Below are 13,645 nucleotides of genomic sequence, written 5' to 3'. Positions count from 1 at the left end.
GGTTAAACACACAGGACCACTGTGATGCAACGAGGCTTTGAATGCTGCCTGACTTGAATGACTTGAACGATTTCCGTGCTGCTCTGGCTGAGGCTCCGTCTACGGATGCACAGGCAAGGCAAGATGCCAGTGATCGGAATGCGCAGCTGACCAAGCCTCCTGGCGCTTTGGGACGGCTTGAAGACCTTGCGATCTGGTATGCGGGTTGGCGCGGCGATGCACGGCCAAAGATTTTGACACCGCAAGTGATCGTGTTTGCCGGAAATCACGGGGTGACGGCGCAAGGGGTTTCGGCCTTTCCACCCGAAGTGACCGTGCAGATGGTGATGAATTTCGAACATGGTGGCGCGGCCATCAACCAGCTGGCCAAGGCCGCCGGGGCGCAGATGGATGTGTATGCGTTGGATCTGGACCGCCCGACGCAGGATTTCACCGTTGGACCCGCGATGAGCGAGGACGAATTGTTGACGGCACTGCGTATCGGCTGGAACGCGGTTGATCCGCAATCGGACCTGCTGGTTGTCGGAGAAATGGGGATTGGCAACACCACACCCGCTGCCGCCCTTGCATGTGCTTTGTTCGGCGGTGACGCAGGCGATTGGACCGGGCGGGGGACGGGTGTTGACGATGCGGGCCTGGCCATCAAAACCCGTGTCGTGGCCGAAGGCGTCGCCCTGCATGCTGGCACGGGTGACGGGCTTCACATCCTGCGTTGCCTGGGTGGCCGCGAGATCGCCGCGATGGCGGGCGCGATTGCTGCAGCACGCGTGTTGCGTATTCCGGTCGTTCTGGACGGGTTCATTTGTTCAGCCGCCGCGGCCTGTCTGGCGCAGCTGTCCGAAACAGCTTTGGATCATACAATCGCGGGGCACCAGAGTGCCGAAAGCGCCCATGCCGCCCTGTTGGACAAACTGGGCAAAGAGCCACTGCTCAGCCTGGGATTGCGGCTTGGTGAAGGGTCGGGTGGGGCGTTGGCGATCAACATCCTAAAAAGCGCCGTGGCGTGCCATTCGGGCATGGCGACCTTCGCCGAAGCAGGCGTTTCGGACGGCTGAAACGAACCGGCTGGCCCTGTCCAACGACAGGGTCAGGCGGATTTCTTGTCTGTCTCTTCCGCCATTTCCAGCAGCGCAGTCTCAAGGTCTTTTTCCAGCTGTCGCGACCGCTCAATATACTTTTTGTTGTCTGCGGTCGGAACACCGGGCACCCAAAGCTCGGCCAGTTCTCGGACAGAGGCGCGATCATGTTGGTAAAAGGTCTGCTCGGCCTGCGCGGCCTCGTATTCGCTGAGGCCGATATTTTCCAAAACATAGCGACCAGCGCGTAAGGATCCGTCAAACAGCTCGCGCACGATGTCATTAGCGCCTGCTTGATAGAGTTCGTACACATGGGTCCGGTCGCGAGCACGGGCGATGATATGCAGGTCAGGGCGTTGGCGGCGGGCATAGCTCACCAATCGTGTTGCCTGTTTGCGGTCATCCATCGCCACCACCAAGACAGCCGCTTTTTCGATCCCAGCGGCGCGCAGCAATTCTGGGCGCGTCGGGTCGCCCAAAAAGCCTTTCACCCCAAAGCGGCGCATCAGCTGAATGGTTTCGATGTCATGGTCCAGAACGACGGTCTTGAAGCCACTGGCCTGAACAAGCCGGTTCACGATCTGACCGAACCTGCCTATCCCGGCGATGATCACCGGGCCTTTTTCATCAATGTCATCGGGTTCGACTTGGTGTTTGTGATCTTTTGCGGCTCGGCTGAGCAGATCATAGAGGATAAACAGAAGCGGGGTGATCAGCATGGTCAATGCTATGATCATCAGCAGCTTTTGCGACAAGGCGGGGGGGATGACGTTTTGCTGCGTCGAAAACGCCAGCAGGACAAAACCGAACTCACCCGCCTGTGCCAGGCCCAGGGTAAACAACCAGTGATCACGGCCTTTCAGTTTGAAGGCGCGGCCCACGATGAACAGGATGATGCCTTTGACAAGGATCACCAGCAAGGCCAGCCCGATCAGATCAAACGGGTCGTCAAAGAAAAAACCCACATCGATACCGGCGCCAACCGTGATGAAAAACAATCCCAATAGCAGGCCCTTGAAAGGTTCAAGGTCGCTTTCCAGCTCGTGCCGAAACTCAGAGCTTGCCAGAACGACACCCGCCAGAAACGCGCCCAAAGCAGGTGAAAGGCCAACAAGCGTCATCAGGAAGGAAATGCCTACAACAATCATCAAGGCCAGCGCGGTATACATTTCGCGCAAACGAGTGGCGTGGATGAACCGAAACAGCGGACGGGTCAGATAGATCCCGGCCAGGACGACAAAGGCAACAGCCCCGATCGTGACGAGCGTGACCGCCCAGCCCGGAAGCCCTTCGACCAGTGACAGGGTGTGATGGGGGTCGACCCCGTGCCCCCCATGCTCCCCCCGATCAATAGAGCCGTCAGTATTGAAATGGGCCACTGCAGGCAGTGCAAGCAGTGGCAGGAAGGCCAGTATGGGGATAACCGCGATGTCCTGCGTCAGCAGCACCGAAAATGTTGCGCGCCCGCCATTGGTCTGCATCAGGCCTTTCTCGGACAGGGTCTGCAACACGATGGCGGTCGATGACAAGGACAGCGTCAGCCCCACAGCAAGAGCGACTGACCAGGGTTGCCCGGTGTAGAAAGTCACGGCAGCGATCACCGCTGTGGACAGCCCGACCTGAAGGCCACCCAACCCCAGCAACTTGTCCCGCATATCCCACAACGCGCGGGGCTCCAATTCGAGCCCGATCAGAAACAGCATCATAACGACGCCGAATTCCGCCACATGTTGCAGGCTTTCTGTCTCGGCCCCCACCAGCCCCAGAACCGGGCCAATGGCGATACCCGCCGCCAGATAGCCCAACACAGACCCAAGCCCAAGCCGTGCCGAAAGTGGAACAGCGATTACGGCTGCCGCCAGATAGATCGAGGCCTGATAGAGGAATTCGTTCATTGTTGTCCTTCCTGGGCCCTCAGGTGGGCAATGGGGCGTCGCGTTTGAGCTGATCCATGACGATCTGGCTCTGAACCCGTGCAACAGCAGGATGCGGCAGGATCACCTCGTGAAGCAAGCGATTGAGCGCTGACAAGTCGTCACAATAGACGTGAAGCAGGTAATCGGCCTCACCGGTCATCGTCCAGGCGCTGCTGATCTCGGGGCGGGCGTTGACCATGCGAGCAAAGCTTGCGGATTGTTCGGGGCCGTGGGTGCTGAGATGGACTTGGATAAAGCCCTGAACCTGAAGGCCCAGTTTCACCGGATCCAGCCTTGCGGTATAGCCGGTGATAAAGCCGTCGGCCTCAAGCCGCTGCCGTCTGCGCCCCGCCTGACTGGCAGAGAGATTTAGGATCTCTCCCAATTGCTGAGCGGTGAGATGCGCGTCCTTTTGCAGGGCAGATAACAGTCGTGTGTCGGTATCGTCGAGCATGTGCACAAAAATTCCGTCTCGGTCGGGTTTCATGCGGCAAACGCGCATGGGTCAAGGCTAGCGGAACAGCAAGGATAGATACAGGGTCTGTCGGCCTCCGCGTCTTGCTTGCGCGTGTTTGGCTTGGCGCGATTGCGGCGATGCTGGAAAAGGCAGATCCGCATCCTTGACCGCTGGGTCAACCGCTTGGGATCTTCAATGTCAGATTGCGGCCGCGCTTCTGGTATCGCAACTCGCTTTCTCCAATCGCGACAACATTGCCACCATCCAGCCTGTCGCCCACTTTCAGCTTCTTGTAACGACCGCTGGGCAGGCGCACCAGGGCACGGCGGTTCGAGGGCGTGCCGTAGACGCCAATCAGGTTGAGCTGACGCAGATTGATCGCGTTGTCGATTGTGGCTTGCCGTGCAACCGAGGCAGTCGTCGGTATTTTGGGCGTAACCGAGCGCGGCGCAACCGAGCCTGCTTCGTCTGTGTCGGTGTTGACATTGGCTGTCGACCCAAGCGACGCGCCGGAGGCGGCAGGGCGCTGTGCCACCTGAATGGCGATATTGCTGGGGCGTGATTTGGGACGCGGCACAGTGATGGTGGCCACAAGTTCGGGTGTTTCGTCCACCGTTGGAGGTGGCGGTGGTGGCTGCAGACCTGCAGGCCGAACCTTGGGGCGTAGCGCGGCAAGCTCATCACGCAAACGTCCGCCATATTGCTGCCGTTCAAAACGTTCGGGCAAATCAACTGGTCGCACTCGCGGGCGATAGCTGGCCAGCCTTTGATCGGCCTCGGGTGCTTCGGGCTCTGCTTCGAACCGAACCGGTGGGCGCGGCGGTACCTTTTGTGGCGGGCCAGCAAAGACCATGACACCGCCCGGGTTCAACGTTCCTTCAGCGCTGGGGGTCACCAAACCGCGTTCGTCCAGCACAAACCGTTGCCCTTGCTGGCTGGGCAGTTCTGCCTGATCGAAGGGTTTATCCGTTTCAAGACTGTCCAAAGCGGGCAGGGCGACTGCATCAAATGACATCACAGGTTGAGCCACCGAGCTGTAATAGAACTCGGTTTCGGGCTCAATGACCGGGTCGATCAAAGGCGAGGGGGCAACCGGTAGAGCCCCTGTGAATTCCAGAATTGGTGCCTGCGGTGCATCAGCGGGTGCGACCTGTTCCACCGTTTCCGGCGGGGTCTGTAGCGCTTCGAGAATGGCGGCATCAGTGGCGCTGAGTGCTGGGGTCCCAGTCGTCGTACCCGATTGCGCCTCTTCAGTTACTGCGTCAGCGGTTTCCAGGTCCGGCGGGCTTTGGGTTGGAACGGGTGCGTCTGCAACTTCTGGCTCGGACAGTGCCAGTTCTGGGGGCTCCAATCTGCTGGGCTCGATTGGCGAGACCGGTGTTGCCGGAGCCTCTGACGCTTGCGGTGCCAATGCAACGTTTTCGGCGGATGGACCCGCTTCAAAATCGGCCGTTCCAGGCGTCGCGATTTGTGGGGGAATCGAGGGCGGGTCCACATCCGCACTGTCGGTGCGAACCAGTGACCACGCTCCGAGCGCTACACCCAACGCTACCGAGGCCACGGCAACCGGTAGGCCATGCCGTTTTAGATCGAACTGCGCTGCCCAGGCTGTTGCTGTCCCGGAAACCTGCCCCAGAACACGCTGCGCAGTCGCGACGAGATCTGGATGATGCGCCGGTTCTTCGGGTTCTTCTGTTGCCTCGTCCAAGGTTTCGGGAGCAGCTTGCTCAAGATCAAATTCGAAGATCTGTCCGGTGGGGGAATTTTCGTCTGACGCATTCACACCAAAAGATTGCGGAATGAAGCCATGGCCGGTTGCAAATGTCTTTGCCTCGTCCAAGGTCTTGCGGGTTACTGCGGCAACCTGAACCTCGTCGCCATCTGCGATTGTCGAATAGACGAGCTCCTCGAGCGCATAAGGCGTCGCCGTCTCAAGAGTTTCCCTTACTTTTTGCCGGGCTTCTTCGTCGGTCAGTTCACCCGTGTCGACTGTCAAAAACCGGATTTGTTGCTGCGGTAACAAGAGCGTGCAGGCCAGGTGGTTTTCGATGGCGAATCCCCGGTCACGCAGCGCCCGTACTTCTGCATTCAGATCTGCTGATTCCAGTGGGACCGAGCCAATACAATACCAATCTCCATCGGATTGGTGATGCAGGGAAATTCCGGTTTCAGAAAAAGTCAGCGCGAAGGCAGGTTTCATAATCCGGTGGAACCACAAACATCAGTTTCAATGCAAACGCTTTGGCGTCTGGTGCCAGAGATTAGAGCAGGAACCCGCCGAGGGAAAGGAAAAGCACGACCGTGCCCTTGTATGGCAAGGTCTTGCCGCCCCATCTATAGGATGAAGTCATAGGAGAGTTCACCTTGAAGACACTTGCTTTTTTGGCGGCGTTGACGGCCGCAGTCTCTGCGATGCCCGCTGCTGCGGAAGAACGTCGCATCACCGTTGACGCGTCGGGAACCATTCAGGCCGAGCCCGATATGGCGACGATCACGCTGGGTGTCACGAATGAGGACGCGCAAGCCTCGGTTGCGATGCAGGCCACATCGGATGCAATTGCGCAGATCCTGGGCCGACTTGAGGCGTTTGGGCTGGAAGCGCGCGACGTCCAGACACGCGACCTGTCGCTTTCTCCGGTCTGGAGCGGCCGTAATCAAAGCGGTGAGACACCGGAAATCACCGGCTTTGTTGCCTCAAACCGTCTGTTTGTGCGGGTGCGTGATCTGGATCAGCTGGGGCAGATCATGGATGCGGTGATCCAGGACGGCGCAAATGATTTCGGCGGGCTCAGCTTTGGGGTGCAGGACCCTAAACCGCTGGAGGCCGAAGCTCGCGCCAAAGCAGTTGCCGAAGCCACCGCCAAGGCCGAGCAATTGGCGCAGGCCGCGAATGTGTCGCTGGGTCCGGTGCAGATGATCCGCGAACAGGGTGGGGGTATCCGTCCGGTCGCCGAAATGCGCGCCTTCAACGTGGCCGCAGACAGCGGCGTGCCGATTGCAGGCGGCGAAATCTCGGTGACCGTCAACGTGTCGATGGAGTTCGCAATATCTCAATGACCTTGAACGCGGGCGCACAAAGCTGTGCGCCCGCGACGGTTCCTTCAGGCGCTGGCTTTTGACAGGGCCTGATCCAGATCGGCGATCAGATCGTCAGCGTCTTCGATCCCGATCGACACGCGCACCACGCCCGGACCGGCCCCAGCGGCCTCTTGCTGTTCTGGCGTCAACTGGCGGTGGGTGGTCGAGGCCGAGTGGATGATCAACGACCGCGCGTCGCCCAGATTGGCCACATGGCTGAAGATTTCCAACGCATTGACCAGCTTGATACAGGCGTCATAACCGCCCTTCACCGCAAAGGTGAACAGCGCCCCGGCACCGCGCGGATAGTTTTTTTGCACCCGGTCATAATAGGGGGATGAGGGCAGTCCCGCATAGGTCACATAGTCGACCCGGTCATCTGCCTCCAACCAGGCCGCGATTTTCTTGGCGTTCTCCACATGACGCTCCATCCGCAGGCTCAGCGTCTCGATCCCCATCAGCGTGTAATGCGCCGCTTGCGGGTTCATTGTCATGCCCAGATCGCGCAACCCGATGGCAATGCCGTGGAAGGTAAAGGCGAGCGGGCCAAAGGTCTCGTGGAATTTCAGGCCGTGATAGGCGGGCTCGGGCTGGCTGAGCGAGGGGAACTTGTCATTGGCCGACCAGTCGAACTTGCCAGAATCCACGATGCAACCGCCAGTGACAGTGCCGTTGCCGGTCAGGTATTTGGTGGTCGAATGAACCACCAGCGTGGCACCCTGCTCGATGGGGCGGCACAGGTAAGGCGTGGCCGAGGTATTGTCGACGATCAACGGAATCCCCGCCGCATCAGCCACATCGGCCAGCGCGCGGATATCGGTGACATAGCCACCGGGATTGGCCACGGACTCGCAGAACACCGCGCGGGTGTTGTCGTCAATCGCGGCTTTCACAGCGTCCAAATCGTCGGTATCCACGAATTTCGCCGACCAGCCAAAGCGTTTGATGGTCTGGCTGAACTGCGTGACGGTGCCACCATACAGCCGGGTCGAGGCCACGACATTGCAGCCAGGCCCCATCAGCGGGAACAGCGCCATGATCTGAGCCGCATGGCCGGACGAACAGCACACCGCACCAACGCCGCCTTCCAACGTCGCGACACGTTCTTGCAAGACGGCTACGGTTGGGTTGGTTAGACGGGAATAGATAAAGCCGACCTCTTGCAGGTTGAACAAGGCTGCGGCGTGATCGGCATCGCGGAACACATAAGCCGTGGTCTGATAGATCGGTGTCTGGCGGGCTCCGGTCGCGGGGTCCGGGCGGGAGCCTGCGTGGATCTGTAGCGTATCAAAGCCGTAAGTGGGGCCGTCTGACATGTTGAAATCTCCCTTTGGATTATAGCGTTAACCAATCTCTAGGCCATTGACCGCGTCCGCACAACGCTCCGGTTATCGCTGCCACAACCCCTTGGCCTTGATCGCCTTGCGAATGGCCTGTTCGCGCTGGGGCAGGTTGTCCTGATCAAACATCTCGCGGATCTTGGCGCCTTTGCCCTGAATGACCAGCTTCTTGATCGGGTCATAGGTCTTGAGCACTTTCTTGACCTTGTTGGGGGCCGCGACGGTTTCCAGAACGTCGATCACATGATCGCTTTCGCGCGCATAAAGCAAAGGGAACAGGCGATAGTGACAGCTGACCGACCCATCCAGCAGTCCCTTAGGCAGAACATCGCGGCCACCGCCAAAGGAATGGATCACCAAAGGCAGGGCAACTTGATCCAGCCAGGGATCAAGGGTCTGGCCGGTGAGCTCGGGGATCTCTTCGTCGCGAATGGTGCGGGCATAGTCCAGAAACCGCGCACCGAATTGGCGGGGGCATTTGTAAAAGAAAAAGCCTGCGTTGAAATAGAGATACCGGCGCCAGTAGTCCTTGGGCTGCGACGTATCGATCGAGCTTTCAAAGTCCAACCCGAACCGGTCATAAAGCGCGCGCCAAATCCCGTCATAGCCCGGGCCATAAAGCGTCGGGCGTGGCCAGGTGCCCTCGACCTTTTGCGACGCACCGGGGCGGTCGAAGTCAAAGGGCACATCTGCCAGTTCACCGGTGATCAGCGTATCGCTGTCAAACAGGATAAACGGCTCATCTTCGGGCAGGGCCAGCAGCGCTTCGATCTTGTTGCCTTGCGGATAGCTCGCGCCAAAGACATGCGAGTCAAACGGCACGATCTCAGCCCCCAACTGATCCAGCGCTTTCAGCACGTCGGGGTTCTGAATGCTTGGGTCTTGCGGCCAAAGCGGGCCCGTTTGCGGCACCGCCACCAATAGGCGACCGGAAAAGCCGGGGGAGCTGTGGCGCAGCGAGGCGGCGAACAGAAGGGCCTCGTATTGCAGGCGGTTGTTTTGCCCGATGATGACAACATTGAACTTCGAGGTCTTGGCCATCATGCCTGCACTTTCTTGCCTGAGGGCCTCGTAAGCCCCGAATGGGTTCGGGATTACAGCAACGCGTCAGATGCGTCAAAACCCGATCTCTTTGAGTGCGCTGCTGGAATTTGTTTTCGTGCGTCGACGTTAGGGGCAGGACATCGCAAAACCGGGCCCAAACACGTTTTGCCTCAAATTTACTCGGATGTGGTGCGAGATGGTCAAATCTGAGCGTCGATTGGCGGTTTTTGACCAAATGATAAATTTTACCAGTTGATAAAAAAATTTTTTGTGCCAAGCTGAAACGCATAACAAACATATCTACAGGGAGTAGAGTGATGGCACAGGGCCAGATGGCACCCGGCATCGTTGCCGGGCGGCTTTCCAGCGATGAGTTGACATCGAACTTCAGCGATCTGCATCCTCCGCTGCAGCCTCATGAGGCGGCTGTGGCCGCAGATCGGTGCTATTTCTGTTACGACGCGCCATGTGTGACGGCCTGTCCAACGGATATCGATATTCCGCTGTTCATCCGTCAGATTCAGGCCGCGCAACCGCAATCCGCTGCGCGCACGATCTTTGACCAGAATATTCTGGGCGGCATGTGTGCACGGGTCTGCCCGACCGAAACCTTGTGCGAAGAAGCCTGCGTGCGTGAGGCGGCTGAGGGCAAGCCGGTCGAGATCGGTCGCTTGCAGCGCTATGCCACCGATACATTGATGGCAGCGGATGAGCATCCCTTTGAACGGGCCGCGCCCACAGGGAAAACCATTGCCGTCGTGGGCGCCGGACCGGCAGGTCTGGCTTGCGCCCACCGGCTGGCCATGCTGGGCCATGACGTGGTGATCCATGAAAGCAAGCCCAAGGCGGGCGGGCTGAACGAATACGGTATTGCTGCCTATAAATCGACCAATGATTTTGCGCAGGCCGAGGTCGATTGGCTGCTGAAAATCGGTGGCATCACCATCGAGACCGGGTCCGCTCTGGGCAATGGCGTGTCGATGGAGGGGCTGCTGGATGCATATGACGCCGTGTTCCTGTCCATCGGTCTGGCGGGTGTGAACGCGCTGCGGGCGCAAGGGGCCGAAAAAGACGGCGTGCGTCACGCGGTCGACTTTATCTCGGATGTGCGGCAGGCGGATGATCTGGCAAACTTGCCGGTTGGACGCAATGTCGTGGTGATCGGCGGTGGTATGACCGCTGTAGACGCGGCGGTGAAATCCAAGCTGCTGGGGGCCGAGCATGTGACCATCGCCTATCGGCGTGGTCGCGACGCCATGGGTGCCAGCCGCTATGAACAGGATCTGGCCGCTTCGCACGGGGTACGGATCATGACCAATGTTCAGCCGGTGGCTGTGCATGGCAATGGCGCTGCGGTCGAGATCGAGCTGGAATACACCTCAAGCGAAGGCGGCAGCCTGAAGGGGACAGGCGAAACAATACGTGTTCCCGCAGATCAGATCCTCAAGGCGATTGGCCAGAACCTGGATGGCGCGCCAGAAGGGTTGCAGCTGGACGGCAACAAGATTGCCGTCACGGGCGCTGGCCGGACATCGCTGGCCGGGGTTTGGGCCGGGGGCGATTGCGCTGCTGGTGGCGAAGACCTGACCGTGACCGCCGTGGCCGAAGGCCGGGATGCCGCAATGGACATCCATGCTAGCCTGTCCGCGTGACACATGGGTTGCGCCATGAATACTTGTGAAAAGATGAAGATGCAGAACCGCATCAGGGAGGCCGGATAAATGGCTGATTTGACGACGAACTTTCTGGGAATTTCAAGTCCGAACCCGTACTGGCTGGCCTCGGCGCCGCCCACGGACAAGGAATACAATGTCCGCCGCGCCTTTGAGGCCGGTTGGGGCGGTGTCGTGTGGAAAACGCTGGGGGCCGAAGGTCCTCCGGTGGTGAACGTAAACGGCCCGCGTTATGGCGCGATCTATGGCGCAGATCGGCGGTTGCTGGGGCTCAACAATATTGAGCTGATCACTGATCGTCCGCTTGAGGTGAACCTGGAAGAGATGGCCCGGGTCAAGTCCGACTATCCTGATCGCGCGCTGATCGCTTCGATCATGGTGCCCTGCGAGGAAGAGGCGTGGAAAGCCATTCTGCCGCGGGTGATGGAGACCGGCGCGGATGGGATCGAGCTGAACTTTGGCTGTCCCCACGGGATGAGCGAGCGTGGCATGGGCTCCGCCGTCGGGCAGGTGCCTGAATATATCGAGATGGTGACCCGGTGGTGCAAAAAGTACTATGACCGCCCGGTCATCGTGAAGCTGACACCCAATATCACCGATATTCGCAAACCCGCAGCAGCGGCCAAGAATGGTGGCGCGGATGCGGTGTCACTGATCAACACGATCAACTCGATCACCAGCGTCAATCTCGACACGTTCAGCCCCGAACCCTCGATTGACGGCAAAGGCAGCCACGGAGGCTATTGCGGCCCGGCGGTCAAACCGATTGCGCTGTCGATGGTGTCCGAGATCGCGCGGGATCCGGCCACCCACGGTATGCCCATTTCGGGCATCGGTGGCGTGACCACGTGGCGCGATGCGGCCGAGTTTATCTCGCTGGGTTGTGGCAATGTGCAGGTTTGCACCGCCGCGATGACCTATGGCTTCAAGATCATTGATGAGCTGACCGCAGGCCTGTCGGAATGGATGGACGAAAAGGGCTATTCCAGCGTTGATGAGGTCATTGGCCGTGCAGTGCCCAATGTCACCGACTGGCAGTATCTGAACCTGAACTACATCGCCAAGGCCAAGATCGATCAGGACCAGTGCATCAAATGCGGTCGCTGCTATGCGGCCTGTGAGGACACCAGCCACCAGGCGATTGCAATGTCCGAAGATCGGGTGTTCGAAGTGATCGACGAGGAATGCGTGGCCTGTAACCTCTGTGTTGACGTTTGCCCGGTCGAGGGCTGCATCTCGATGGAGCCGATGGCTGCGGGAGAGATCGATCCACGTACCGGGCGCGAGGTTCAGCCCGAATACGCCAACTGGACAACGCATCCCAACAATCCGATGGCCAAAGCGGCTGAATGATTGGGACCGGAAGGATCGGGATGGGCGTCGCTGACGCCCAGCCCAGGCGGTAAGCGTTAAAGAATGCCGCGAAAGGATGCAGACGACTAGACCTTGTGTTTCCCGACGCGAACATCCGACGACCCTTGTCGGATGTTCGCTGCAAGCCCATGCTTCATGATTTCTGCACCGCGGCCACTGTTGGCTTAGTCGATACTGGCTTCGATCTCAGAGCGTATTGACCAACGAACACGCTCAGGAGGACGACAATCATTCCAATGCTTTGCGGAATACTCAGCGTTTCATTGAGAAAGAACCAACCGAGCAAAGCCGCACTCATTGGACTTAGAAGGCCCAGTATCGAAGCCGCTGTTGGTTGGATGATACGGATGCCGCGCAACCAAATAATGTATGTCAGGGCCGCGCCGATAAGGCCCAGATAGGCTAGCCCTAAGACGTTCGTTCCGCTTATCGTCGACCAATCCGTTGGCGCAAAAGGAGCAAAGGGCACCAAAAGCAAGCCGCCAGCCGTCAATTGCCAACTCGTAAAGGTCAGAGCGCTAACCGTCGGCTGCCATTTTCGGCTCAGCACGGTGCCGAAGGCCATGGATGCAGACGCGGCAATACCTGCAACAACCCCCCACATATCCAGCTTCGCTTCGGGTGTCAGGACGAGAAGTGCAACCCCGACAGCGCCCGCCGCGACTGCGAACAGTGAAAGCACCTTTATTGGCGATCCGAGCAAGAAGCGCGATGCGAAGATGACCACAAACGGCTGCAATGCCCCCATCACAGCTGCGACGCCGCCGGGTAAACGATATGCGGCAAAGAAGAGTAGTGACCAGAATATCGCGAAATTCAATGCGCCCAAAACGAACATCTTCCAGACCCAGTGACCGTGGGGGACTTCGCGCACTAGGCACAACAGAAGGAGGCCAGCGGGCAGAGCGCGCAGGACAGATACGGTCAGTGGATCAAGGTTGGGTAGGAACTGTGTGGTGACAATGTAACTGCTGCCCCAAACAAGCGGGGCCAGCGCCGTGAAGGCAAGATCAAAGGGGCGGGACATCGGGATCTCCAATTTATCTCGACGTAGAGATAAAAGCAATTAACTTGACGTCAAGATAAAAATCCATTCTGTGTTGTAGCATGTTCGATATTGAAGAGATCAGAGCGCAGTGGGCAAAGCAGCGGCCAGACATTGACACCGGACCAATGGGCGTGATTGGCAGGGTGGTCAGATTGTCGGCTCTCTACAGCGAAGAGATGGGCAAGACCTTTGTAAAACACGGGCTGAGCGCGTCGAGTTTTGATGTGTTGGCCACGCTTCTGAGGTCGGGGCCGCCCCATGCGCTGTCGCCTAACCAACTGCTTGCGACGATGATGGTGACGTCAGGCACAATGACGAACCGCATTGACCAGCTTGAAAAGGAGGGCTTAGTGGCGCGTGTCCCGAACCCGGAGGACAAGCGCAGTGTCCATGTGAAGCTCACAGCGAGCGGGATAGAAAAGATTGACGCCGCCGTATCAGACCACGTTGTTGTTCAGAAGCAATTGGTTGAAGGGCTGTCCGAATTGGATCAGTCTGAGCTGAACACCATGCTGGATAAATGCCTTTCGTCCTTCGCGGATAGGTAAAAAGCAGACTTTAAGAGCTCTTCATCGAACGGCGGCTTTGTCCGCAGAGCCGACCATTATCGAAGTGACTTCAGGGTCTGCATTTGCAAGT

11 protein-coding genes are annotated in these 13,645 nt (G+C 58.7%); 5 read left to right on the top strand and 6 right to left on the bottom strand.

Annotated elements, in window-relative coordinates; translation table 11 throughout:
* The first annotated feature begins 41 nt into the window (after window positions 1-41).
* On the top strand, window positions 42-1,055 hold the full coding sequence (cobT, locus tag GOV38_RS03870; RefSeq protein ID WP_171207681.1) for a nicotinate-nucleotide--dimethylbenzimidazole phosphoribosyltransferase: 1,014 nt from the start codon (window positions 42-44) through the stop codon (window positions 1,053-1,055).
* Between the two features lie 32 nt (window positions 1,056-1,087).
* Here cobT and GOV38_RS03865 read toward each other — a convergent pair whose 3' ends face one another.
* The 3 genes from GOV38_RS03865 to GOV38_RS03855 form a co-directional block, all read right to left on the bottom strand.
* A complete protein-coding gene (locus tag GOV38_RS03865) occupies window positions 1,088-2,971 on the bottom strand; it encodes a monovalent cation:proton antiporter-2 (CPA2) family protein (RefSeq protein WP_171207680.1) in 1,884 nt (627 codons plus the stop codon).
* 19 nt (window positions 2,972-2,990) lie between these two features.
* A complete protein-coding gene (locus GOV38_RS03860; RefSeq protein ID WP_171098490.1) occupies window positions 2,991-3,446 on the bottom strand; it encodes an Lrp/AsnC family transcriptional regulator in 456 nt (151 codons plus the stop codon).
* Window positions 3,447-3,624: 178 nt separating this feature from the next.
* Window positions 3,625-5,649 (bottom strand): hypothetical protein, encoded by a 2,025-nt coding sequence (locus GOV38_RS03855; RefSeq protein WP_171207679.1) that lies wholly within the window; start codon window positions 5,647-5,649, stop codon window positions 3,625-3,627.
* 164 nt (window positions 5,650-5,813) lie between these two features.
* On the opposite strand from GOV38_RS03855, the gene GOV38_RS03850 reads away from it, so the two are divergent.
* Window positions 5,814-6,506 (top strand): SIMPL domain-containing protein, encoded by a 693-nt coding sequence (locus tag GOV38_RS03850; protein WP_171207678.1) that lies wholly within the window; start codon window positions 5,814-5,816, stop codon window positions 6,504-6,506.
* A 44-nt stretch (window positions 6,507-6,550) separates the two neighbouring features.
* Here GOV38_RS03850 and GOV38_RS03845 read toward each other — a convergent pair whose 3' ends face one another.
* Window positions 6,551-7,843, bottom strand: a complete 1,293-nt coding sequence (locus GOV38_RS03845; RefSeq protein WP_171207677.1) for an O-acetylhomoserine aminocarboxypropyltransferase/cysteine synthase family protein — start codon at window positions 7,841-7,843, stop codon at window positions 6,551-6,553.
* 72 nt (window positions 7,844-7,915) lie between these two features.
* Window positions 7,916-8,911, bottom strand: a complete 996-nt coding sequence (locus GOV38_RS03840) for a hypothetical protein (RefSeq protein ID WP_371808492.1) — start codon at window positions 8,909-8,911, stop codon at window positions 7,916-7,918.
* A 317-nt stretch (window positions 8,912-9,228) separates the two neighbouring features.
* On the opposite strand from GOV38_RS03840, the gene GOV38_RS03835 reads away from it, so the two are divergent.
* Window positions 9,229-10,563: an NAD(P)-dependent oxidoreductase gene (locus GOV38_RS03835; RefSeq protein ID WP_171207676.1), complete on the top strand. Its 1,335-nt coding sequence runs from the start codon at window positions 9,229-9,231 to the stop codon at window positions 10,561-10,563.
* Between the two features lie 69 nt (window positions 10,564-10,632).
* On the top strand, window positions 10,633-11,937 hold the full coding sequence (gene preA, locus GOV38_RS03830; RefSeq protein WP_171098502.1) for an NAD-dependent dihydropyrimidine dehydrogenase subunit PreA: 1,305 nt from the start codon (window positions 10,633-10,635) through the stop codon (window positions 11,935-11,937).
* A 154-nt stretch (window positions 11,938-12,091) separates the two neighbouring features.
* Here preA and GOV38_RS03825 read toward each other — a convergent pair whose 3' ends face one another.
* Complete coding sequence (locus tag GOV38_RS03825; RefSeq protein ID WP_171212970.1) at window positions 12,092-12,985, bottom strand: EamA family transporter; 894 nt, start codon at window positions 12,983-12,985, stop codon at window positions 12,092-12,094.
* An 80-nt stretch (window positions 12,986-13,065) separates the two neighbouring features.
* On the opposite strand from GOV38_RS03825, the gene GOV38_RS03820 reads away from it, so the two are divergent.
* A complete protein-coding gene (locus GOV38_RS03820) occupies window positions 13,066-13,554 on the top strand; it encodes a MarR family winged helix-turn-helix transcriptional regulator (RefSeq protein ID WP_171098505.1) in 489 nt (162 codons plus the stop codon).
* Window positions 13,555-13,645: the final 91 nt, after the last annotated feature.

It is taken from the genome of Ruegeria sp. HKCCA5839 (assembly GCF_013035585.1).
In the GTDB taxonomy this organism is placed as follows: domain Bacteria; phylum Pseudomonadota; class Alphaproteobacteria; order Rhodobacterales; family Rhodobacteraceae; genus Ruegeria.
The sequence above is the reverse complement of the archived record's forward strand: the minus strand, read 5'-3'. Positions and strand labels throughout refer to the sequence as shown.

Coding starts and splice junctions, on each gene's coding strand:
- cobT (WP_171207681.1), top strand. CDS start 42: ATGCTGCCTGACTTGAATGACTTGAACGATTTCCGTGCTGCTCTGGCT.
- GOV38_RS03865 (WP_171207680.1), bottom strand. CDS start 2,971: ATGAACGAATTCCTCTATCAGGCCTCGATCTATCTGGCGGCAGCCGTA.
- GOV38_RS03860 (WP_171098490.1), bottom strand. CDS start 3,446: ATGCTCGACGATACCGACACACGACTGTTATCTGCCCTGCAAAAGGAC.
- GOV38_RS03855 (WP_171207679.1), bottom strand. CDS start 5,649: ATGAAACCTGCCTTCGCGCTGACTTTTTCTGAAACCGGAATTTCCCTG.
- GOV38_RS03845 (WP_171207677.1), bottom strand. CDS start 7,843: ATGTCAGACGGCCCCACTTACGGCTTTGATACGCTACAGATCCACGCA.
- GOV38_RS03840 (WP_371808492.1), bottom strand. CDS start 8,911: ATGATGGCCAAGACCTCGAAGTTCAATGTTGTCATCATCGGGCAAAAC.
- GOV38_RS03835 (WP_171207676.1), top strand. CDS start 9,229: ATGGCACAGGGCCAGATGGCACCCGGCATCGTTGCCGGGCGGCTTTCC.
- preA (WP_171098502.1), top strand. CDS start 10,633: ATGGCTGATTTGACGACGAACTTTCTGGGAATTTCAAGTCCGAACCCG.
- GOV38_RS03825 (WP_171212970.1), bottom strand. CDS start 12,985: ATGTCCCGCCCCTTTGATCTTGCCTTCACGGCGCTGGCCCCGCTTGTT.
- GOV38_RS03820 (WP_171098505.1), top strand. CDS start 13,066: ATGTTCGATATTGAAGAGATCAGAGCGCAGTGGGCAAAGCAGCGGCCA.